Here is a 22690-nt window from a genome sequence, read left to right as displayed (position 1 = left end):
GCCGTCCAACCCAGCGGGGGAGGCGCGATGAAACCGAGTATCCGACTAGTGCTGTCGCTGCTGGCCCCGGCCCCGGCCCCGGCCCCGGCCCCGGCCCCGGCCCCGGCCTTGGCCTTGGCCTTGGCCTTGGCCGTGGCGCCGGCGGCGGCCACGGCGGCGCCGCTGCGCGCCGACCACCCCATCATCGGCACCTGGCAGTTGACCCTGCCGGACGGCGCCTGCCGCGAGATCTACCGCATGCACCCGGACGGCAGCAGCCTGGTCACCAGCGCGCAGGAGGTGGCCGAGTCCTCGTTCGAGATCGCCGACCAGCCCGACCCGCGCGGCTACTACAAGCAGGTCGACACCATCGTCAAGGACAACGGCAAGCGCGACTGCAGCGGCGAGATCACCCGGCCCGGCCACGTCAGCACCACCTACCTGCTGTTCCACCCCGGCGGCAACATGTTCCTGTCCTGCCTGGACCGCGAGGGCAAGCGCTGCATCGGCCCCTTCCTGCGCCTGCGCGGCGCCGAGACCTAGCCGGCGCCGGTGCCGGTGCCGCCGCCGGTGCCGCCGCCGGTGCCGATACCGCGCTCGCGGTAGGCGCCCGGGTTGACCCCGGCCCATTCGCGGAAGGCGTGGTTGAAGGCGCTCTGCTCCTGGTAGCCGAGCAGGAAGGCGATGTCGACCAGGCTCAGTCCCGGCTGGCGCAGATAGTCCTTGGCCAGCGCGAAGCGGGCCTGGTCGAGCACCTGCTGGAAGGTGGCGCCGGCCTCGCTCAGCTTGCGCTGCAGGGTGCGCGGCGACAGCTTCAACTCCTCGGCGATGGTGGCCAGGCGCACCTGGCCCTCGGCCAGCTTGCGCGCGATGGCGCCGCGCACCTGCACGCGGATGTCGGCGCCGGCGCGGGCGCGCAGCGCCAGCAGCTGTTCGGCGTGCTGCTGCAGCACCGGGTACAGGCTGACGTCGGCGTTGGGCACCGGCCAGGCCAGCAGCTGGGCGTCGAAAGTGGCGACGTTGGCCGGCGCGCCGAAGCGCGGCAGCGCGCCCAGCACGCGCAGGTACTCGGCGTCGCCGTCCCGGCCGGCGCCGGCGTGGCTCAGCTCCAGCTGCGCCGGCGGCAAGGTCAGGCCGGCCAGCCAGTTGCCGAACACGCGGATGCCGGCGAACACGCTGTCTGCCAGGTGGCGCTGGCCGGCGTCGTAGTGGCTGTGCCAGGTGTAGCGGGCCAGGCCGTCGGCCGTGTGCAGCGCCGAACGGCCCAGGTCGTGGGCCAGCTGCTCGTAGCGCATGGTCTGCTCGAAGGCGTGGCCGAAGTCGCGGCAGCTCAACAAAATCAAACCGTAGACGCTGTAGGTGCCCAGCTTGAAGCGCTCGCCCACGTGCAGGCCGAAGTGGGCGTCGCCGGCCAGCCGCGCGCCGACCTCGAGCAGGCGCACGTAGTCGTCGGCCGGCAGCGTCTCGGGCAGCGGCCACAGCGCGCCGGCGGCCAGGCCGGCGCCGCGTTCCAGCTCGGCCGCCGGCACGCTGCGCGCGGCGGCCGCCTCCAGCAGCGGCAGCAGGTAGGAGCCGGCCACGCGGGCGGCGTGGCGCGGTTCAGGGAGCGGACTTGGCATGATCGAACAAGGCGAATGGCATGAATGCGCAATACCGGTGAAGGGTTGGGTCTTATCCTGTTGTCATCAATCGACAAGTGCGCGCCAGTATAGCAAGCGCGCCGCAACGCAAACAGGAAAACCATGAGACGCTGGAACGGCTGGGGTGACGACACGATAGAATTTGCGCTCGACGCGGACGCGCTGGGCTTTCTGGCCGGGCGCATCGGCAGCGGAACGGCGATTGCGGACGCCGCCTTCGAGCAGGCCTGCGCCCGCTTGCGCCCGTCGCGCTTGGCGCCGCAGCGGCTGATCGACACGGCCGCCGCCGTGCGCCTGCGCCACGCGCTGGGCCAGAGCCTGCCCGACTGGCTGCGCCTGCGCTACGGCGAGATCGACACGGCGCCCGACGGTGTCGCCTTCCCCGAAAGCGCGCAGGACGTGCGCGAGCTGCTGGCCTACGCCGCCGAACACGACGTGGCCCTGGTGCCGCACGGCGGCGGCACCAGCGTGGCCGGCCACCTGACGGCGCCGGGCGGCCCGCGCGCCGTGCTCAGCGTGAGCACGGTCCGCCTGTGCCAGATGCTCAGCCTGGACCGCCAGTCGCAGCTGGCCAGCTTCGGCGCCGGCGTCTTCGGCCCCGACCTGGAGGCGCAGCTGCGCGCCCACGGCTACACCCTGGGCCACTTCCCGCAGTCCTTCGAATACTCGACCCTGGGCGGCTGGATCGTCACCCGCTCGTCCGGCCAGCAGTCGCTGCGCTACGGCCGCATCGAGCAAATGTTCAAGGGCGGCTCGGTGGAGACGCCGGCCGGCCGGCTCGACCTGCCCACCTTCCCGGCCTCGGCCGCCGGCACCGACCTGCGCGAGATGGTGCTCGGCTCCGAGGGCCGGCTCGGCATCCTCACCGAGGCCACCGTGCGCATCACCCCGCTGGCCGAGTACGAGGCCTTCCACGCCGTCTTCTTTCCCGGCTGGGAGCAGGCCGAGGCGGCGGTGCGCGCAGTGGTGCAGGGCGGCCTGTCGCTGTCGATGCTGCGCCTGTCGAACCCGCTGGAGACCGTCACCATGCTGGCGCTGGCCGGCCACAAGGGCCTGATCGGCGCGCTCGAGACCTGGCTGTCCTGGCGCGGCTGCAAGGAGGACAAGTGCATGCTGATGATCGGCGTGAGCGGCAAGAAGCGCGCCGCCAAGACCGCGCTGGCCGACGCGTTGGCGCTGGTCCGGCCGCACGGCGGCGTGCACATCGGCCGCAAGATGGGCGACAAGTGGAAGCAGAACCGCTTCCGCAACGTCTACCTGCGCAACGCCGCCTGGCAGCACGGCTACGCCATCGACACGGTGGAGACGGCGGTCGACTGGCCGCGCGTGCGCGGCATGATGCAGGCGGTCGAGGATGCCGCCGGCGCCGCCCTGGCCTTGCACGGCGAGAAGGTGCACACCTACACCCACCTGTCGCACCTGTACACGCAGGGCGCCAGCGTCTACACCACCTTCGTCTACCGGCTGGCGGGCAACTTCGAGCAGGACCTGGCGCGTTGGCGCAGCCTCAAGTGCGCGGTCAGCATGGCCATCGTCGACCACGGCGGCACCATCAGCCACCAGCACGGCGTCGGCAGCGACCACGCGCCCTACCTGGAGGCGGAGAAGGGGCCGCTGGGCATTGGCGCCATGCGCGCCCTGTTCCGCCACTTCGACCCGCAGCAGATCATGAACCCGGGCAAACTGCTGCCGGCCGAGAGCGAGGCGCCATGAACCCGCGCCTGAACGGGGGCGGCGGCGCCGACGGCGGCCGCGCCGAGCTGCCGGCGCTGCTGGCGCGCGACTGGGACCTGCTGATCATCGGCGGCGGCATCACCGGCGCCGGCATCCTGCTGGAGGCGGCGCGGCGCGGCCTGAAGGCGCTGCTGGTCGAGCAGCGCGACTTCGCCTGGGGCACCTCGAGCCGCTCGTCCAAGCTGGTGCACGGCGGCCTGCGCTATCTGAAGGAGGGCAAGTTCGGCCTGACGCGCGAATCGGTGCGGGAGCGCGAGCACCTGCTGCGCGAGGCGGCCGGCCTGGTCGAACCGCAGAGCTTCGCCTTCGGCGACTACCGGGGCCGCAAGCCGGGCCGGCGCATGTTCCAGCTCGGCCTGGCGATCTACGATTTGATGGCAGGCCAGCGCGCCCGCCACCACTACAAGCGCGCCGACTTCCTCGCGCTGGCGCCCAACGTCGCCACCACCGACCTGGAAGGCGGCATGTGCTACACCGACGCCAAAACCGACGACGCGCGCCTGGTGCTGCGCGTGCTGCACGAGGCCCAGCGCCACGGCGGCGTGGCCGTCAACTACCTGGCGGTCGACCAGCTGCTGCGCGCCGACGGCGCCGCCGCAGGCCTTGCCCCGCCAGCCGCCACAGCGGGCAAGGGCGGTGCCGTCTGCGGCGCGCGCCTGCGCGATGGCATCACCGAGGCGACATACCAGGTGCGCGCCCGGCTGGTGGTCAGCGCCACCGGCGCCTGGGCCGACGGCCTGCGCGCCCAGGGCGGCGCGGAGCCGCGCCTGCGGCCGCTGCGCGGCAGCCACCTGGTGCTGCCGGCCTGGCGCCTGCCGCTGGCGCAGGCGGTCAGCCTGATGCACCCGGCCGACGGCCGCCCGGTGTTCGCCTTCCCCTGGGAGGGCGTGACCCTGGTCGGCACCACCGACGTCGACCACCGTGACAACATGGCGCACGAGGCGGCCATCACCCGCGCCGAGGTCGACTATTTGATGGCGGCGCTGCACGACCAGTTCCCCCAGCTGGCGCTGGTCGAGCGGGACATCATCGCCACCTACGCCGGCGTGCGGCCGGTGATCGACAGCGGCCAGAGCGACCCGTCCAAGGAGGGCCGCGAACACGCCCTGTGGCTGGAGAACGGCCTGCTCACCGTCACCGGCGGCAAGCTGACCACCTTCCGCGTGATCGCCCTCGACGCGCTGAAGAAGGCCGCGCCGCTGCTGCCCGGCTGGGACGCCGAACTGCAGCCGCAGCCGGTGTTCATCCAGCCGCCGCCGCTGCGCTACAACCGCCGCCTGTCGGTCAGCCAGGCGGCCCGCCTGCGCGGCCGCTACGGCCTGCAGGCGCAGGCGTTGGTCGACGCCGCCCAGGACGGCGAGCTGGAGACCATCGCCGGCAGCGAGACCATCTGGGCCCAGCTGCGCTGGGCCGCGCGCGGCGAGGCGGTGCAAAAGCTGGAGGACCTGCTGCTGCGCCGCACCCGTCTGGGCCTGCAGCTGCGCGGCGGCGGCGTCGAGGTGATGGCGCGGGTGCGCGCCATCTGCCAGCCCGAGCTGGGCTGGAGCGACGCGCGCTGGAGCGCCGAGCAGAACGCCTATCTGGCATTATGGAACAGCCACTACAGCCTGCCGGCGCCCTGACGCGCTTTGGCCAGCACGCCGCGCGCGACGATTGAACCCCTGCGGCGTCGAGCGAGGGTCAGACCCTAGGGTCTGACCCTGGATTGCCGCCGCCGGGTTCGGCGGCCGGCACAGAATCGGTGAACAACAACATGAACAATATGGCAGACCCAGACCAGTACATCCTCTCCATCGACAACGGCACCCAGAGCGTGCGCGCGCTGCTGTTCGATTTGGACGGCAATCTCGCCGCCAAGGCGCAGGTGCATTTGGAGGCCTACTTCTCCGACCATCCCGGCTGGGCCGAGCACGACGCCGAGGGTTACTGGCAGGCCGTCTGCGAGGCCTGCCAGCGCCTGTGGAGCGTCACCGACATCCCCCGTTCCGCCGTCAAGGGCGTCGCCGTCACCACCCAGCGCGGCACCGTGGTCAACCTCGACAAGCACGGCAAGCCGCTGCGCCCGGCCATCACCTGGCTGGACCAGCGCCGCACCGACCAGGTGCCGCCGCTCAGCCCCTGGTGGCGCGCCGCCTTCAAGCTGGCGCGGGTCGACTCGACCATCGAGTTCTTCCGCCGCGAGGCGGAGATCAACTGGATCGCCGCCGAGCAGCCCGACATTTGGGCACGCACCGACAAGTTCCTGCTGCTGTCCGGCTTTTTGAACTACCGCCTGTGCGAGCGCTTCGTCGACTCGATCGGCTCGCAGGTGGCCTATCTGCCCTTCGACTACAAGCACCACCGCTGGGCCGGCCCGCGCGATTGGAAGTGGCAGGCGCTGGCGATCAAGCCGAGCATGCTGCCCGAGCTGGTTGCGCCGGGCACGGTGATCGGCGCCATCACGGCCGCCGCCGCCGCCGCCACCGGCATCCCGCAGGGCACGCCGCTGGTGGCCGCCGCCGCCGACAAGGCCTGCGAAGTGATCGGCGCCGGCGCCACCGAGCCGCACATCGGCTGCCTGAGCTACGGCACCACGGCCACCGTCAACACCACCACCAAAAAATACGTCGAGGTGACGCCCTTCATTCCGCCATACCCGGCCGCCATTCCGGGCGCCTACAGCACCGAGGTGCAGATCTTCCGTGGCTACTGGATGGTCAACTGGTTCAAGGAGCAGTTCGGCCACCTGGAGCAGGCCGCCGCGCACCGCCACGGCGGCTCGCCGGAGGAGCTGTTCGACGGCCTGGTCGAGGACGTGCCGCCCGGCTCGATGGGGCTGATGCTGCAACCGTACTGGAGTCCCGGCATCCGCGTGCCGGGGCCGGAGGCCAAGGGCGCGATGATCGGATTCGGCGACGTGCACACCCGCGCCCACATGTACCGGGCGATTCTGGAGGGGCTGGCCTACGCGCTGCGCGAGGGCATGGAGCGCATCGAGAAGCGCGGCGGCGTCAAGGTGACGGAACTGCGCGTGGCCGGCGGCGGCTCGCAGAGCGACGCGGCGATGCAGCTGACCGCCGACATCTTCGGCCTGCCGGCGGCGCGCGCCCACGTCTACGAGACCTCCGGCCTGGGCGCGGCGATCGCCGTGGCGGCCGGGCTGGGGCTGCACAAGGACTTCGATGCCGCCACCCGCGCCATGACGCGGCCGGGCCGGGTGTTCCTGCCCATCCCGGCCAACCAGGCGATCTACGAGCGGCTATACCGCCGCGTGTATTTGAAGATGTACCAGCGGCTGCAACCGATGTACGCCGAAATCGCCGACATCACCGGCTATCCCGAGCGCCTGTGAGGAAGGTGGTTCAGCACTCCAACAAGCAAGAATCGGCGGCGACAGTCTAGAAGGGTCAGACCCTAGGGTCTGACCCTGGCTCTGCGCCATCAGCCCATCAGCGCCTGCACGGCGTCCAGGGCGGCGCTGTCCGGCTTGTTGGCGCGCACCTGGTTGCGGCCGCCCTCCTTGGCCACGTACATGGCGCGGTCGGCGGCGACGAACAGCGCCTCGGTGCTGTCGAACTGGTTCGGGTGGATGGTCGAGACGCCGATGCTGACGGTGATCCACGGCGAGGTCGGCGAGCGCGGATGCGGCAGCTGCAGCGCCTCGATGTGGGCGCGGATAGCCTCGGCCAGCAGATGGGCCGAGTCGGCGTCCGTCTCGGCGAACAGCAGCACGAACTCCTCGCCGCCGTAGCGCGCCGCCAGGTCGGTCGGCCGCAGCGCGTGCGAGGACACCGCCTGCGCCACCTGCGCCAGGCAGGCGTCGCCGGCCGGATGGCCCAGCGTGTCGTTGTACAGCTTGAAGTGGTCGACATCGAGCACCACCAGCGACAAGGGCTGGCCGCTGCGCAGGGCGCGCTGCCATTCCTTCTCGAGGAAGCCGTCGAAATGGCGCCGGTTGGCGATCTTGGTCAGCGGGTCGACCATCGCCGCGCGCTGCAGCGCGTCTTCGGACAGCTTGTGGTGGGTGATGTCGTGCAGCAGGCCGATGAACAGCGGCTGGCGCAGGTACATCGGGGTCAGCGTCAGGTCCATGCATACCGAGCGGCCGTCGCAGTGGCGGATGATCACCTCGCGCGTGCCGTGGCTGTGCGCCGTCTCCGGCGCGGCGCCGTAGCGTTCGAAGTAGTCGAGGTACTCGCGCGCCACCAGCGGATTGAGCAGCTCGCCGATCGAGCGGCCGGCCAGCTCGCCCTCCCGGTAGCCGAGGTATTTGTCGCAGGCCGGGTTGGTGAACTGGATGCGGCCGTCCGCCTCGATGATCAGCAGGCCCTCGGCCATGTTGTTGACGATGGTGCGCAGGCGCTCGGCCTGCTCGCCCTGGTTCTCGCTGCGGCTGCGGATCTGCAGCTGGCTGCGCACCCGCGCGCCCACCTCGGCCAGGCGCAGCGGTTTGCTGATGTAGTCGACCGCGCCCAGGTCGAAGCCGGCGACGACGTCGTCGGCCTCGGTGCGGGCGCTCATGAAGACCACCGGGATGCCCTGGGTGGCGGCGTGGTTCTTCAACTGGCGGCAGGTCTCGAAGCCGTCCATGCCGGGCATGACCACGTCGAGCAGGATCAGGTCGGGTTGGACGCGGCGGGCGATCTGCAGGGCGCGCTCGCCGTTGCTGGCGACGAAGGTCTGGTAGCCCTGTTGGCTCATCAGCTTGCGCAGCACGGCGAGGTTGTCGGCGGCGTCGTCGACGATCAGGATGGTCGCTTGGCGCCGCGCCGCTAGCTCGGGTAGGGCGGACGGCATCATCATGCGGCACCCCGCAGTGCGCCGATCGGCGGGCGTCGCGAGCCGGCGCGGCGGGGCCGGGCGGCGGGGCGGTCGGTGGCGATTTCGGTGTCTGCGGACAAAGGTTGGCCTGTCGATAAAAGTGACTGTCTGTCTAAATCATACCGCTTCGGGAAAGTGATTTGTAGAAAAACACCAAATGTTTTTTTGAGGAAATCTTCGAATTGCCGAATGATAGGTAGCTTTTCGACACTATTTACCGTCTTCCTTGCGGCAGCAAGAGCGAGGCTGTAACTATCGGTGGCTAATTTCGGGTATGAAATGGTTCAAAATTTCAACAGCCGGTGTTGTATTTTGGATGGTGGGAATCCGCCCGGCGGCGGCAACGCAAAGTGGGCGCACTGGGCGCCCACTCGGGATGTTGCGGCGCGCGGCCCGGCCGTCGGGCCGCGCCACGCGGAAACCGGTTTAGATCTTGGCGGCGATCAGTTTGCCGAGGATCTCGATGCCGGTGCGGATGCGTTCCGGCGACACCGTCACGAACGACAGGCGCAGCGTGTTGGTTTCCGGCTCGTTGGCGTAGAACGGCGAACCCGGCACGAAGGCGACCTTGGCGGCGATGGCTTCGTCGAGCAGGGCCATGGCGTTGATGTGCTTGGGCAGGGTGACCCAGATGAACATGCCGCCCTCCGGCTTGGTCCAGCTGACGCTGGCCGGGAAGTGCTGTGCCATCGCCTCGAGCATGCACTGGCATTGGTCGCCGTACAGCGTGCGGATCTGCGGGATGTGGCGGTCGAGGAAGCCGTCCTTGATCACCTCGTGCACCACCATTTGCGTCAGCTGCGAGGTGTGCAGGTCGGCGGCCTGCTTGGCCAGCTCCAGGCGGCGCACCAGCGGCAGCGGGGCGACCACGTAGCCGAGGCGGATGCCCGGCGTCAGCACCTTGGAGAAGGAGCCCATGTAGATCACGCCGTCCGGGTTCATCGCCACCATCTTCGGCAACGGCGCGCCCTTGTAGCTCAAGGCGCCGTAAGGGTCGTCCTCGATCAGCGGCAGGCCCAGGCGGGCACAGGTTTCCACCAGTTGGTGGCGGCGCTCCAGCGACAGCGTGCGGCCGGTCGGGTTTTGGAAGTTCGGCAGCGCGTACAGCAGGCGCGCGCCCTGGGCCACCTTGTCGAGCGACTCGGGAACCAGGCCGTGTTCGTCCGTGTCGACCGAGACGAACTCGGGACGGTAGACCGAGAAGGCCTGCAGCGCGCCCAGGTAGGACGGCGTTTCGACCAGCACGCGGCTGCCCTCGTCGATCAGCACCTTGCCCAGCAGGTCGAGCGCCTGCTGCGAGCCGGAGGTCATCAGCACTTGTTCCGGCACGATCTTGACGCCGTTGGCCGACAGCGAATCGGCGATCCATTGGCGCAGCGGCAGGTAGCCGTCGGTCGGGCCGTACTGCAGCGCCACCTTGCCGGAGTTGGTCAGCACCTTGTCGAAGGCGATCTTCATCTCGTCGACCGGGAAGGTGGCCGGCGACGGCAGGCCGCCGGCGAAGGAGATGATTTCCGGCTGCTGGGTGATCTTCAGGATCTCGCGGATGAAGGAGCTTTGCAGCTGCTCGGCGCGTTCGGCGAAACGCCACTGCATCGGGTTTGGATTTTCAATTTTCATACATGTCTCACTGAGTAATTACCGGAGCCTGTGGGCCGGCCGGTCGATGAACAAGCGCGCTTGTGGCGGCCCTCGAAAGGGCGGCGCCACGGGTAGGTCGGCGCCGCCCGGTAAAGCAGAAGTCGGAGTCGCGGCGAGCTTAGGCCGCGTCGGCCACCTCGACCACCAGGTCGATCTCGACGCAGCCGCCGAGCGGGATCTGCGCCACGCCGAAGGCGGCGCGGGCGTGCTTGCCGGCGTCGCCGAACACTTCGCCGAGCAGCTCGGAGGCGCCGTTGGTGACCAGGTGGTGCTCGGTGAAGTCGGGCGTGGAGTTGACCAGGCTGGTGAGCTTGACGATGCGCTTGACGCGGGCAAGGTCGCCGACGGCTTCCTGCAGGGTGCCCATCAGCGCCACGGCGACGCTGCGCGCGGCGGCCTTGCCCTCGTCGACGCCGATGTTCTTGCCCAGTTGGCCGACCCACGGCGAGCCGTCTTCCTTGCGCGCGATGTGACCGGAGATGAACACCAGGTTACCGCTTTGGACGTACGCGACGTAGGCGGCCATCGGTGCGGCGGGCGCGCTCAGGGTGATATCGAGGGCTTTGAGTTTTTCGTAAATAGACATGTGGCGTCCCGGTTAGGTGTCGATTGCTCGACGAAGGTTGGTGTCGGTGCGCGACGGGCGCGGCAAGACCGATATTGTACGTCGTGCGGCTGGAGCTGCCCACAACAGGGCCGAAATCAAAATCCTGTATGGTGTTATGGCCGTTTCACCTGCATTTTGCGGCCCAGGCCCACCACAATGATCACGGCGAGTGCGAAAACCAGGTTGTCCCATTCCAGCGCTTCGCCCAGCACCAGGCTGGCGCCGAGCAGCGAAAGGAAGGGCTGCACCAGTTGCACCTGGCCGACGCGCGCCACGCCGCCCAGCGCCATGCCGCGATACCAGAAGAAAAAGCCGATGAACATGGAGAAAACCGAGACATAGGCGAAGCCGGTCCAGGCCCGCGCGCCGGCCCGCAGCATGGCTCCGGCCTGGTCCCAGCTGTGCCAGAGCAGCAGCGGCAGCAGCAGCGGCGCGGCCAGCAGCAGGGCCCAGCAGATCACCTGCTGGCCGCCCATGCGCTGCGCCAGCCGGCCGCCGGCGGCGTAGCCGGCCGCCGCCAGCAGCACGGCGGCGAACATCGCCAGGTCGGCCGCCTGCAGGCCGCCGCCGCTCTGCCGCAGGGCGAAGCCGACCACCAGCGCGCTGCCCAACAGCGACATGGCCCAGAAGCCGGCCGATGGCCGTTCGTGCCCGCCCAGCGCGGCGCAGGCGGCGGTGGCCAGCGGCAGCACGCCGACCAACACGGCGCCGTGGGCGGCCGGCAGGGTGCGCATGGCGATCGAGGTGAGCCAGGGGAAGCCGATGATGCAGCCGCCGGCCACCAGCGCCAGCGCCGGCAGCGCGTCGCGCGGCGGCGGCGGGGCGCGGCGCCAGGCCAGCCAGGCCGCCGCCAGCACGGCCGCCACCAGGGCGCGGCCGAGGGCGACGAACAGCGGGTCCAGGCCGGCCACCGCCATGCGGGTGAAGGGCAGCGTCAGGCTGAAGATGGCCACGCCGGCCAGGCCGAGCAGCATGCCGCGGGTTTCGTCGGACAGGCCGGCGCGGCCCACCGGGGGCAGGGACCCCGGCGGCGCGGCGGGCGCGCTGGCGGCGAGTGTGGCGGCGGTGCTGGGCTGGTGCATGGCGCTGTCTTTCTGGGTGGCTTTGGGCGGGAGTTAGGTGTATCCTAAATGACAAAACCAGTACAGTGCCAATACACCTTCGAACATAATTCACTATGCTGTAACGGTAAAATGACCAATACACAAACCCAAGCATCGCCGGCGCGTGCCGGCAAGGCCCAGCCGACCGCGCTGGTGGCGCTGCTGTCGCGCGAATCGGGCGAGTCGCTGATCGAGCAGATCGTCCGCTCGGTGGCGGCGCGCATCGACGACCGCGTGCTGCGCGGCGGCGCCCGCATGCCGTCGATCCGCCAGTTCGCCGGCGCCCAGGGCGTATCCTGCTTCACCGTGGTGGCCAGCTACGACAAGCTGGTGGCGCGCGGTTACCTGGAGTCGCGCCGTGGCGCCGGCTTCTACGTGCGCGAGCGCTCGCCGCTGAACGCCGACCAGCGCTCCGCCGCCGGCGCAGGTGCCGGGGTGGAGCCGGCGCCGGTCTGGCCCGATGCCGACGCCGGCAAGGCGATCGACGTGGTCTGGCTGATCCGCAACATGTTCCGCCAGACGCCCTACCAGCAGATGCCCGGCTCCGGCGTGCTGCCCAACGAGTGGCTGGACGGCCAGACGGTGGCCAACGCGCTGCGCGCGGTGGGCCGGCAGAACCCCAACCTGCTGCTCAGCTACGGCCTGCCGCAGGGCTTCCTGCCGCTGCGCCAGCAGCTGCAGCAGAAACTGGCCGAGCTTGAGATCGTCGCCGCGCCCGAGCAGATCGTCACCACCGCCGGCGTGACCCAGGCGCTGGACCTGGTGGCGCGCGAGTTCACCCGCCCCGGCGACACCATCTTCGTCGACGACCCAGCCTGGTTCCTGATGTTCGGCTCCTTCGCCGCGCTGGGCGCCAAGGTGGTCGGCATCCCGCGCCTGGGCGACGGGCCGGACATCGCCCGCCTGGCCGAGCTGGCCGCGCTGCACCAGCCCAAGCTGTACATCATCAACTCGGTGCTGCACAACCCCAGCTCGACCTCGCTGTCGGCGGCCAAGGCCTTCCAGGTGCTGCGCCTGGCCGAGCAGCACGGCTTCACCATCGTCGAGGACGACATCTACTGCGACCTGCACCCCGGCAGCGCGGTGCAGCCGGCCACCCGCCTGGCCGCGCTCGACCAGCTGCAGCGGGTGATCTACCTGGGAGGCTTCTCCAAGACCATGGCGGCCAACCTGCGGGTCGGCTACATCGCCACCTCGCGCCAGTGGGCCGAGCGGCTGGCCGACCGCAAGATGCTGTCGACCCTGACCACCAGCGACATCGGCGAGCGGGTGGTCTACAAGGTGCTGTCCGAGGGCTCCTACCGCAAGCACGCCGACCGCATGCGCCTGCGTCTGGACGCGGTGCGCGGCAAGACGGTGCGGCAGATGGAGCGGGTCGGCCTGACGGTCGACATCGTCAGCCCGGCCGGCATGTTCGTCTGGGCCGACGCCGGCCGCGACACCAACGCCCTGGCCGAACGGGCCATGGCCGAGGGCCTGCTGCTGGCGCCGGGCAGCCTGTTCTCGCCCAAGCAGCTGGCCTCGACGCGGATGCGGCTGAACGTGGCGGCGATGCAGGACCCGGCCATCTGGCGCTTCCTCGAGCGCGAGCTGGGGCGCTGAGCCGGGCCGCCAGTTGGGCCGCCAGTTGGGCCGCGCGCCGGGCCGCGAGCGCGGCGCCTCGCCAAGCCTTGAAATCGGCCATATAATCCCCACTTTTGGAAAATCCGCGCAACAAACCCCGTATCAACACAGACTAATTAGAGGTAAAAATGGCCGACAACAAGCAAACCCTGGGTTTTCAAGCTGAAGTCAAACAGCTGCTGCAACTGATGATCCACTCGCTGTACTCGAACAAGGAGATTTTCCTGCGCGAGCTGATCTCGAACGCCTCCGACGCGTCCGACAAGCTGCGCTTCGAGGCGATCAACAACGACGCCCTGTACGGCAACGACCATGAACTGAAGATCAAGGTCAGCTTCGACAAGGAAGCGCGCACCATCACCATCTCCGACAACGGCATCGGCATGAGCCGCGACGAGGCCATTTCGCACCTGGGCACCATCGCCAAGTCGGGCACCAAGGAATTCTTCGGCAAGCTGTCGGGCGACCAGCAGCAGGACGCCGCGCTGATCGGCCAGTTCGGCGTGGGCTTCTACTCCGGCTTCATCGTCGCCGACAAGATCACCGTCGAAACGCGCCGCGCCGGCGCCGCCGCCAACGAGGGCGTGCGCTGGGAATCGGCCGGCGAGGGCGACTACAGCGTCGAACAGATCGAAAAAACCTCGCGCGGCAGCGACATCATCCTGCACCTGCGCGAAGGCGAGGACGAGCTGCTGTCGAGCTGGAAGATCAAATCCATCATCCGCAAGTACTCCGACCACATCTCGCTGCCGATCGTCATGGCCAAGGAAGAGTGGGACGACGAGAAGAAGGAAACCGTCGTCAAGGACGAGCTGGAAACCATCAACCAGGCCAGCGCGCTGTGGGCCCGCAACAAGGCCGACATCACGCCGGAACAGTACGACGAGTTCTATAAGCACGTCTCGCACGACTTCCAGTCGCCGCTGACGCACACCCACAACCGCGTCGAGGGCCGCAGCGAGTACACCCAGCTGCTGTACATCCCGAGCAAGGCGCCGTTCGACCTGTGGGACCGCAACAAGCGCGGCGGCATCAAGCTGTACGTCAAGCGCGTCTTCATCATGGACGACGCCGAGCAGCTGATGCCGGCCTACCTGCGCATGGTCAAGGGCGTGATCGACTCGGCCGACCTGCCGCTGAACGTCTCGCGCGAGATCCTGCAGGAGTCGCGCGACGTCAAGGTGATCCGCGAGGGCTCGACCAAGCGCGTCATCGGCATGCTGGAGGAATTGGCCAACGCCGACGAGCAGGACAAGAAGGACAAGTACGCCACCTTCTGGAAGGAGTTCGGCCAGGTGCTGAAAGAGGGCATCGGCGAGGACGCCGGCAACAAGGAGCGTTTGGCCAAGCTGCTGCGTTTCGCCTCGACCGGCAACGACAACGACGAGCAGAACGTCTCGTTCGAGCAGTACGTGGCGCGCCTGAAGGACGGCCAGGACAAGATCTACTACGTCACGGCGGACAACTACACCGCCGCCAAGAACAGTCCGCACCTGGAGATCTTCCGCAAGAAGGGCGTCGAAGTGCTGCTGCTGACCGACCGCGTCGACGAGTGGATGCTGTCCTTCCTGCAGGACTTCGAGGGCAAGGAACTGGTGTCGGTGGCCAAGGGCGGCCTGGACCTGGGCAAGCTGGAGGACGAGGCCGAGAAGAAGGAACACCAAGAGACCGAGACCTCCTACCAGGACCTGGTCGGCAAGATGAAGGAAGCGCTGGCCGACAAGGCCAAGGACGTGCGCGTCACCTTCCGTCTGACCGATTCGCCGGCCTGCCTGGTGGCCGACGAGAACGAGTTGTCCGGCAACCTGCTGCGCATGTTGAAGGCGGCCGGCCAGAACGCGCCGGACTCCAAGCCCATCCTGGAGATCAACCCGAACCACCCGCTGGTGACGCGCCTGAAGTACCAGGATGCCGGCAGCCAGTTCAACGACTGGGCCCACATCCTGTTCGACCAGGCCATGCTGGCCGAAGGCGGTTCGCTGAGCGATCCGGCCACCTTCGTCAAGCGCCTCAACGAGATGCTGCTGGCCGGCGCCGGCAAGTAAGCGACCCTCGTGTAGCAAAAAAAAGCCTCTTCGGAGGCTTTTTTTTTCGTCCGGCGCCGGCGCGCCGCGTCTTAAATTTACAACAATAATGCGAAATAAATAAATATATTGTTTTGGTAATATTCATATGATATTTTTTCATGCAATTGATGTAAAGCAAAGGTAAGCGGCGGACCTAAGCGGCCTGCGGTTTGCCTTCCTGGGCTGGCGTCCCCACCGGGGCGCAGTTTGAACAAGGCAACGATGTCCTTGTTGCGGGAAGGGCGTGTGGGGCGGAATGTCTTTCCTGGATAACGATCCGTCTGATGTCTAAATTTGGAGAGAAATAATGAAGATGAAACTGGCGTTGTTCATGTTTGCCATCGGCCTGGGTAGCTCGTTCGCTTACGCCGCCGAGACCAACGGCTTCAGTTGCGAAAGCTATTGCTATTCGGATTACCGCTATTGCATGAGCGTGAACACGATGGAGTTCTGCGAGCCGCGGAAAACCGCTTGCTTGCAGCGTTGTGGCATCCAAGAGCCCTAATTTAGGCGGCGTTGCCTGTCCCGCTCGCTGGCTTGGCAGATGTCGCGCCGGCGCGGCAAGAAGAACGATCAATCGGATGTCTAATTCTAGGGAACTCAAATGAAAATGAAGCTCGCACTATTCATGTTTGCTATCGGCTTGGGCAGCTCGTTCGCCTACGCCGCCGAGTCGTCCACCAACAGCTGCCAAGGCTGGTGCGCGATCGGTTACCGCAACTGCATCAAACATGGTGGCGACCCGGTGGAGTGCGCCGCCGACCGCGACGCCTGCTTTGAGGATTGCGGCGGCCGGGCGATGTAGCCGCGGACGTGCGATTCAGCGCCGCCTGTGCGGGTATGGCAGGCGGCGCCTTGCATCACTTTCCTTTGTTCAGCGTCGGCATCAAGCTCATCAACACCATCTTCTCCTGCGCCTCGGCGGCCGGCGCACCGCCAGTGCCATGCGACAGAATGCGCAATCGGCTGGCCAGCAGGCGGATCAGCCCTGCACGCGGGCGCAGAAGGCCAGCAGCATCGCCGCGCCGGCGGGCCAGGGGCCGTAGCCGGCGTCGCCGTTGATGTGGCCGGCGTCGCCGATCGAGACGAACTCGCTGCCCCAGCTGGCGGCGAACAGGCGGGCGCGCTGCTCCGTCACATAGGGATCGTCGCTGCTGGCCACCACCATGCTGGGGAAGGGCAGGGGCGCCAGCAGCATCGGCTGAAAGCCGCTGGTGCAGTCCGGGTAGGACGGCGCGTCGACATCGCTGGGCGCCACCAGGAAGGCGCCGGCGACGGCGTGGCGCGAGCCGGCGGCGGCCCAGCGCGTCACCAGCGAGCAGCTCAGGCTGTGCGCCGCCAGCACCGGCGGGCGTTGGCAGCGGCCGATGGCGGCGTCCAACTCGGCCACCCACTCGTCGCAGCGGGGCGTGTCCCAGTCGCGGTGCGGCACGCGCAGCCAGGCGGGATGCTCGGCCTCCCACCGGGTTTGCCAGTGGGCCGGGCCCGAGTTCCACAGGCCGGCCAGTGTCAGTACCTCGAAATCCATGTAGTTTCCTTTCTTCTTGCGACGCGCGGAGCGGACGAAACGCGTAGAATTAGCGCTCCTCAATGTGGAAGAGTATGCCATGACGACCGCCCCGGATTTTCACTCCCCAACAGATTTGCGCAAGCACATACAAGAGACGATGCAGTTCTACCATCCGCGCTGTATCGACCCCAGCGGCGGCTTCTACCACTTCTACAAGGACGACGGCCGGGTCTACGACGAGCGCAGCCGGCATCTGGTCAGCAGCACCCGCTTCGTCTTCACCTACGCCATGGCGGCGCGCCACTTCGGCGCCGACGAATACCTGCCCCAGGTGCGCCACGGCCTCGCCTTCCTGCGCGAGGCGCACCGTAATCCGCTTACAGGCGGCTATGCCTGGCTGCTCGACTGGCGCGACGGCCAGGGCACCGTGGTCGACGGCAGCAACCACTGCTACGGCCTGGCCTTCGTGCTGCTGGCCTACTCGCACGCGCTGTTGGCCGGCGTCGACGAGGCGCGCGGCTGGATAGACGAAACCTACGACTTGATGGAGAAGCACTTCTGGCAGGCCGACTTCGGCCTGTACGCCGACGAGGCCAGCACCGACTGGACCACGCTGGCGCCGTATCGCGGCCAGAACGCCAACATGCATTCGGTCGAGGCGCTGCTGGCCGCCTACGAGGCCACCGACGACCTGCGCTTCCTGCACCGCGCCGAGCGCATCGCCCACAACATCACGGTGCGTCAGGCGGCTCTGTGCGACGGGCTGATCTGGGAGCACTACCATATCGACTGGTCGGTGGACTGGGACTACAACCGCGACGACGCCTCCAACATCTTCCGCCCGTGGGGCTACCAGCCGGGCCATTTGACCGAGTGGTCCAAGCTGCTGTTGCTGTTGGAGCGGCACGCCAAGCAGCTGCGCCAACCGGCCGACTGGATACTGCCGCGCGCCATCGCCTTGTTCGACGCCGGCCTGGACACCGCCTGGGACCAGCAGCACGGCGGCATCTGCTACGGCTTCGCCCCCGACGGCGCCATCTGCGACGCCGACAAATACCACTGGGTGCAGGCCGAGAGCATGGCGACGGCCGCCGTGCTGGCCGAGCGCACCGGCGAGGCGCGCTTCTGGCTGTGGTACGACAAGCTGTGGGACTACTGCTGGACGCACTTCGTCGACCACCGCCACGGCGCCTGGTTCCGCATCCTACGCGGCGACAACAGCGCCTGCACCGACGACAAGAGCCCGGCCGGCAAGGTCGACTACCACAACATGGGCGCCTGCTACGAGGCCGTCAACGCGCTGCGGCGCTGGCAATCGCGCTAGGAGAAAGCATCGGGGTCAGTGCCGACATTCGGACATTCATCGCGTGAATGTCCGAATGTCGGCACTGACCCCGGGGTGCGGGGTGGGATTAGAGGGCGGTGCGCAGGGCGAACAGCTCGGGGAACAGCACCACGTCGAGCATCTTGCGCAGGTAGCTGACGCCGGCCGTGCCGCCGGTGCCGGTCTTGAAGCCGATGATGCGCTCGACCGTGGTCACATGGCGGAAGCGCCAGAAGCGGAACGCCGTCTCCAGGTCGACCAGCTTTTCGGCCAGCTCGTACAAGGCCCAGTATTTGCTCGGGTCGCGGTAGACCTCCAGCCAGGCGGCCTTGACCGATTCGTCGGCCACGGTGGCCAGGGTCCAGTCGGCGTTCAGGCGCTCGGGCGCGATGGCCAGGCCGTTGCGGGCCAGCAGCTTGATCGACTCGTCGTACACCGACGGCGCGCGCAGCGCGGCGTCGAGCGTGGCGAAGGCGGCCGGCGCGGTGTTGTGGACGTTGAGCAGGGCGGCGTTCTTGTTCCCCAATATGAACTCGATCTCGCGGTACTGGTAGGACTGGAAACCGGACGAGGCGCCCAGATACGGCCGGATGGCCGAGTATTCCGGCGGCGTCATGGTCGCCAGCACGTCCCAGGCGTGCACCAGCTGGTCCATGATGCGGGCCACCCGGGCCAGCATCTTGAAGGCCGGCGCCAGGTTGTCGGCCTGCAGGTTGGCGCGCACGGCGTGCATCTCGTGCAGCATCAGCTTCATCCACAGTTCGCTGGTCTGGTGCTGGACGATGAACAGCATCTCGTTGTGGTTGGGCGAGAGCGGGTGCTGGGCGGTGAGGATGCGGTCCAGCGCCAGGTAGTCGCCGTAGCTCATCGATTCGCTGAAATCCATCTGCGCGCCGTGCCACTGGGCGTGCGGGCATTGCGGGCTGTCGTTCTTGTCGGTCATGGTGGCTCTGTTCTTGTGGTGGGGTCAGGTCACGGCGTCGCGCTTGGCGGCGATGTCGTAGGCGGTGTCGTCGAGGATCTGGCGCAGGATCTCGACCGCGTCCCACACCTCGGTGTAGCTGGTGTAGAGCGGCGTGAAGCCGAAGCGCATGATGGCCGGCTCGCGGTAGTCGCCCACCACGCCGCGCCCGATCAGCGCCTGCATCACGGCGTAGCCGTGCGGATGGGTGAAGCTGACGTGGCTGCCGCGCCGCGCGTGCTGGCGCGGCGTGACCAGTCCCAGCGGATGGCTGCCGCAGCGCCGTTCGACCAGTTCGATGAACAGGTCGGTCAGCGCCAGCGACTTGGCGCGCACCGCCGCCATGTCGGTCTGCTCGAACACCTCCAGCCCGCTTTCGACCATGGCCAGCGAGACGATGGGCTGGGTGCCGCACAGGGCGCGGCCGATGCCGTCGGCGGGGGCGAAGTCGGGCGCCATGGCGAACGGCGCGGCGTGGCCCCACCAACCGGACAGCGGCTGGCGGAAGCGCGCCTGGTGCCGGGCCGGCACCCAGATGAAGGCCGGCGCGCCGGGGCCGCCGTTCAGATACTTGTAGGTGCAGCCGACCGCCAGGTCGGCGCCGTCGCCGTTCAGGGCTAGCGGCACGGCGCCGGCCGAGTGGGCCAGGTCCCAGACGACCAGGGCGCCGGCGGCGTGGGCCAGGGCGCTGGTGGCGCGCATGTCGTGCTGGTAGCCGCTGCGGTAGTTGACGTGGGTCAGCATGACGACGGCGGTGTCGGCGTCGATGGCGGCGGCGATCTCCTCGACCGAGTCGACCAGGCGCACCGTGTAGCCGCGCGCCAGCCAGCCGGCCAGGCCCTGGGCCATGTAAATATCGGTGGGGAAGTTGCTGCGTTCGGTGACGAGCACGCGGCGGCTTGCCGTGGCCGGCTGCTCGGCCTGCATCTGCAGCGCGGCGGCCAGCGCCTTGAACAGGTTGACCGAGGTGGTGTCGGTGACCACCACCTCGTCCTGGCCGGCGCCGAGCAGGGGGGCGAGGCGGTTGCCCAGGCGCTTGGGCAGGTCGAACCAGCCGGCCGTGTTCCAGCTGCGGATCAGGTCCTGGCCCCATTCGCGGGCGATGACGTCCTGCGCGCGGGCCAGCGCGGCGCGCGGCCGGGCGCCGAGGGAGTTGCCGTCGAGGTAGATCAGGCCGGCGGGCAGGTCGAACCGGGCGCGCAGGGCGGCGAGCGGATCTTGCGCGTCGCGGCCCAGGCAGTCGTCACGTGTTGTCATTAAGTAACTTTCTTCGAGTGGGAGGAGATACTTGAAGCTTCATCTATTTTGCGATGCATGGCGGAGTGTAGCAATTTCTTGCCCCCGCAACCACAAAATGGGCGGCCGGGGGGCCGGGCGGGTATTTTTCTCGACGGGGCAAGCCCGCATGGATACGGGCTTTGCGGCCGATCGCGCAAGTATTTTCAGTTTTTTTAAAAATAATTCAAAAAAACCCTAAAGTTCTCCGAAACGGCGCCGTTACCAGTTTCATGAAGAGCGGAAATGGGTTGGCGTTAAGCCTCCTCAAGTTCTTCGGACGACAGGCAAGGAAATCGAAAATTTTCAAAAATATTTCGCTCCAACCCTAAAGTTCCTGAAAAGGGTGTCGTTAAAGAGTCAGACGTAGCAAAAAAGAGTCGACTTAAATCAAATAAGTTGTACGTGCCAAAGGCCATTTTTGAAGCTGTCAGACCACCAAATATCCGCGCCGCTAGGGCGTCGGCAAGCAATCTGCGAGTGTTTGTAAGACAAACACCGACAGGTCGCATCCGCTATTTCCCGACGGAAAATACAGCTCCCCACCTCTTCTCGCATTTTTGTTGCTCAAGCAGAATGTATCTCACTGGAAACGCAAACGTGTTCCGAAGTGAATACACCGCAACGGATTGAGGAGATGGAAATGACTGCAAACGACATGATGGCTGAGATTCGCGATGCCAACCTGAGCTACCTGATGCTGGCTCAGCAAATGATCCGCGCGGACAAGGTGACCGCCATCTTCCGCCTGGGCCTCGCCGCCGAAATCGCCGACCTGATCGAGGGCATGAGCAACGCCCAGATCCTGAAACTGGCCGGCGGCAACATGATGCTGGCCCGCTTCCGCTTCGACGACAGCGCCATCCTGTCGATGCTGACCAGCCACAATAAAGACCGCGTGCTGGCCCAGTCGCACGCCGCCATCCTGATGGCCGGCCAAGCGGTCGAAGAAATCGTTTAAGATTGGTCGCCAGTCGTAAATAGCAGAGTAGTGAGCTGTCCGCAATGCAACGTCCCGGAGTCGATATCATGGCCAAGAAGAGTGTAGTGTCCGAAGCGCAAGAGATCCAGCTTGCGATTGAACTGATCCAGCTCGGCGCCCGCCTGCAGTTGCTCGAATCCGAGGTGTCGCTGTCGCGCGAACGCCTGCTCAAGCTGTACAAGGAACTCAAGGGCGTCTCGCCGCCGAAGGGCATGCTGCCGTTCTCGACCGACTGGTTCCTCACCTGGCAGCCGAACATCCATTCCTCGCTGTTCATCAACATCCACAAATTCCTCGTCGAGCACGCCGGCGCCAGCGGCGTCGAGGCGGTGATGAAGGCCTACAAGCTGTACCTGGAACAAATGCCGCCCGAGCCGGGCGAGGAGCCGATGCTGTCGCTGACCCGCGCCTGGACGCTGGTGCGCTTCTTCAGCGGCAAGATGCTCGAGCTGGCGCCCTGCGGCAAATGCCAGGGCAAGTTCGTGGTCAACTGCATGGACTTGAACGGCAGCTATGTCTGCGGCCTGTGCCACATGCCCTCGCGCGCCGGCAAGACCAAGAAAGCCAAGGCCGACGCGCTACTGGCGGCGTGATCCAGCGTTCCCCCATCTTCCCATCGCGCGGCCGGGCATGAGTCCCCGGCCGCGTTTTGCTATGCGCCGGCCGCGTTTGGCGCACCTGGCGCGGCTGTCGTGGCTGTGGCGGGCGCCGGCGGTGCGCGCCCTGTTGCTGCAGACGTTGGCGCTGCTGCCCACCTTTTTATTGCTGACCCTGCTGGCCCGCGGCGGCCACCTCGTCACGCCGCTGCTGGCGGCGCTGGCGCAGGGCGTCTGCGCGGCGGCGCTCAGCTGGCGCGCCGGCCTGGCCGCCTGGTGGCGCCCGATCCAGCTGCTGTTCCCGCTGGCGCTGCTGGGCGCCAGCGCCTGGCATTTGCCGCCGCTGCTGTTCCTGCTGGTCTTCCTCTTCCTGCTCGGCCTGTACTGGTCGACCTTCCGCACCCAGGTGCCGTATTACCCGTCCAATCCGGCCGTGTGGCAGGCGGTGCAGACGCTGCTGCCGGCCGGTCCGGCGCGCATGGTCGACATCGGCAGCGGCCTGGGCGGGCTGGTGCTGCACCTGGCGCGCCAACGCGCCGACGTCGACTGCGTCGGCATCGAACTGGCGCCGCTGCCCTGGCTGGCCAGCCGCCTGCGCGCCGCGCTGGCCGGCAGCCGCGCCCGCTTTGTGCGCGGCGATTACGAGGAACTTGATTTCGCTCAATTCGACCTCGTCTTCGCCTACCTGTCGCCGGCCGTGATGAGCCGGCTGTGGACCAAGGCGGCGGCCGAAATGCGCCCCGGCACGCTGCTGCTCAGCTATGAATTCGCCATCGTCGGGCGCCCGCCCGACAAGACCATCCACACCACAGCAGGGGGAGCGGCGCTCTTCGGATGGTACTTTTAAGC

20 protein-coding genes are annotated in these 22690 nt (G+C 67.6%); 12 read left to right on the top strand and 8 right to left on the bottom strand.

What is annotated here, in order from left to right:
* Positions 1-27 precede the first annotated feature (27 nt).
* Entirely contained in the window at positions 28-522 is a 495-nt protein-coding gene (locus BM252_RS10530; protein WP_245774184.1) for a hypothetical protein, read from the top strand.
* On the opposite strand, the gene BM252_RS10525 is transcribed toward BM252_RS10530, so the two are convergent.
* Positions 519-1598, bottom strand: a complete 1080-nt coding sequence (locus BM252_RS10525) for an AraC family transcriptional regulator (protein WP_093387198.1) — start codon at positions 1596-1598, stop codon at positions 519-521. The genes BM252_RS10530 and BM252_RS10525 overlap by 4 nt on opposite strands.
* Before the next feature lie 123 nt (positions 1599-1721).
* On the opposite strand from BM252_RS10525, the gene BM252_RS10520 reads away from it, so the two are divergent.
* From BM252_RS10520 to BM252_RS10510, 3 genes are all read left to right on the top strand, one after another.
* Positions 1722-3332 carry an FAD-binding oxidoreductase gene (locus tag BM252_RS10520; protein WP_093387195.1) on the top strand — a complete coding sequence of 537 codons (1611 nt, stop codon included), beginning with the start codon at positions 1722-1724 and terminating at the stop codon, positions 3330-3332.
* The gene (locus tag BM252_RS10515) at positions 3329-4975 is read left to right on the top strand and encodes a glycerol-3-phosphate dehydrogenase/oxidase (protein WP_093387193.1); all 1647 of its coding nucleotides are present in this window, start codon (positions 3329-3331) and stop codon (positions 4973-4975) included. The genes BM252_RS10520 and BM252_RS10515 overlap by 4 nt, the downstream gene beginning before the upstream one ends.
* 140 nt (positions 4976-5115) lie before the next feature.
* Positions 5116-6684, top strand: a complete 1569-nt coding sequence (locus BM252_RS10510) for an FGGY-family carbohydrate kinase (protein WP_093387316.1) — start codon at positions 5116-5118, stop codon at positions 6682-6684.
* 89 nt (positions 6685-6773) lie between these two features.
* Here the strand turns inward: BM252_RS10510 and BM252_RS10505 are convergent, their stop codons facing one another.
* The 4 genes from BM252_RS10505 to BM252_RS10490 all read right to left on the bottom strand — a co-directional run bounded on the left by BM252_RS10505 (position 6774) and on the right by BM252_RS10490 (position 11375).
* Positions 6774-8132, bottom strand: coding sequence for a diguanylate cyclase domain-containing protein (locus BM252_RS10505; protein ID WP_245774190.1), 1359 nt, complete (start codon positions 8130-8132; stop codon positions 6774-6776).
* Positions 8133-8579: 447 nt separating this feature from the next.
* Positions 8580-9773, bottom strand: a complete 1194-nt coding sequence (locus tag BM252_RS10500; protein ID WP_093387190.1) for an aminotransferase-like domain-containing protein — start codon at positions 9771-9773, stop codon at positions 8580-8582.
* Between the two features lie 139 nt (positions 9774-9912).
* Complete coding sequence (locus BM252_RS10495) at positions 9913-10380, bottom strand: RidA family protein (RefSeq protein WP_093387188.1); 468 nt, start codon at positions 10378-10380, stop codon at positions 9913-9915.
* 134 nt (positions 10381-10514) lie between these two features.
* Positions 10515-11375 carry a DMT family transporter gene (locus BM252_RS10490; protein ID WP_093387312.1) on the bottom strand — a complete coding sequence of 287 codons (861 nt, stop codon included), beginning with the start codon at positions 11373-11375 and terminating at the stop codon, positions 10515-10517.
* A gap of 219 nt (positions 11376-11594) precedes the next feature.
* On the opposite strand from BM252_RS10490, the gene BM252_RS10485 reads away from it, so the two are divergent.
* From BM252_RS10485 to BM252_RS30010, 4 genes are all read left to right on the top strand, one after another.
* Positions 11595-13106, top strand: coding sequence for an aminotransferase-like domain-containing protein (locus tag BM252_RS10485; RefSeq protein ID WP_093387185.1), 1512 nt, complete (start codon positions 11595-11597; stop codon positions 13104-13106).
* Between the two features lie 149 nt (positions 13107-13255).
* A complete protein-coding gene (htpG, locus tag BM252_RS10480) occupies positions 13256-15172 on the top strand; it encodes a molecular chaperone HtpG (protein WP_093387183.1) in 1917 nt (638 codons plus the stop codon).
* Between the two features lie 328 nt (positions 15173-15500).
* Entirely contained in the window at positions 15501-15698 is a 198-nt protein-coding gene (locus tag BM252_RS10475) for a hypothetical protein (protein ID WP_093387180.1), read from the top strand.
* A 99-nt stretch (positions 15699-15797) separates the two neighbouring features.
* Entirely contained in the window at positions 15798-15998 is a 201-nt protein-coding gene (locus BM252_RS30010; RefSeq protein WP_139236398.1) for a hypothetical protein, read from the top strand.
* 177 nt (positions 15999-16175) lie between these two features.
* Here the strand turns inward: BM252_RS30010 and BM252_RS10470 are convergent, their stop codons facing one another.
* Positions 16176-16721: an RBBP9/YdeN family alpha/beta hydrolase gene (locus BM252_RS10470; RefSeq protein WP_093387178.1), complete on the bottom strand. Its 546-nt coding sequence runs from the start codon at positions 16719-16721 to the stop codon at positions 16176-16178.
* A gap of 79 nt (positions 16722-16800) precedes the next feature.
* On the opposite strand from BM252_RS10470, the gene BM252_RS10465 reads away from it, so the two are divergent.
* Complete coding sequence (locus BM252_RS10465) at positions 16801-18027, top strand: AGE family epimerase/isomerase (RefSeq protein WP_093387175.1); 1227 nt, start codon at positions 16801-16803, stop codon at positions 18025-18027.
* An 88-nt stretch (positions 18028-18115) separates the two neighbouring features.
* On the opposite strand, the gene kynA is transcribed toward BM252_RS10465, so the two are convergent.
* Together kynA and kynU are read right to left on the bottom strand one after the other, a co-directional pair.
* A complete protein-coding gene (kynA, locus tag BM252_RS10460) occupies positions 18116-18970 on the bottom strand; it encodes a tryptophan 2,3-dioxygenase (protein ID WP_093387172.1) in 855 nt (284 codons plus the stop codon).
* Between the two features lie 24 nt (positions 18971-18994).
* On the bottom strand, positions 18995-20245 hold the full coding sequence (gene kynU / locus BM252_RS10455) for a kynureninase (protein ID WP_093387170.1): 1251 nt from the start codon (positions 20243-20245) through the stop codon (positions 18995-18997).
* A gap of 661 nt (positions 20246-20906) precedes the next feature.
* Between kynU and flhD the strand changes: the two genes are divergently transcribed.
* The 3 genes from flhD to BM252_RS10440 all read left to right on the top strand — a co-directional run bounded on the left by flhD (position 20907) and on the right by BM252_RS10440 (position 22688).
* A complete protein-coding gene (gene flhD, locus BM252_RS10450; RefSeq protein ID WP_093387167.1) occupies positions 20907-21224 on the top strand; it encodes a flagellar transcriptional regulator FlhD in 318 nt (105 codons plus the stop codon).
* 68 nt (positions 21225-21292) lie between these two features.
* Positions 21293-21838, top strand: coding sequence for a flagellar transcriptional regulator FlhC (gene flhC, locus BM252_RS10445; RefSeq protein WP_093387165.1), 546 nt, complete (start codon positions 21293-21295; stop codon positions 21836-21838).
* A 61-nt stretch (positions 21839-21899) separates the two neighbouring features.
* Complete coding sequence (locus BM252_RS10440; RefSeq protein ID WP_093387162.1) at positions 21900-22688, top strand: class I SAM-dependent methyltransferase; 789 nt, start codon at positions 21900-21902, stop codon at positions 22686-22688.
* Positions 22689-22690 lie beyond the last annotated feature (2 nt).

It is taken from the genome of Rugamonas rubra, from assembly GCF_900114705.1.
Taxonomy (GTDB): domain Bacteria; phylum Pseudomonadota; class Gammaproteobacteria; order Burkholderiales; family Burkholderiaceae_D; genus Rugamonas; species Rugamonas rubra.
This window is presented reverse-complemented; position numbering and strand designations above follow the sequence as displayed.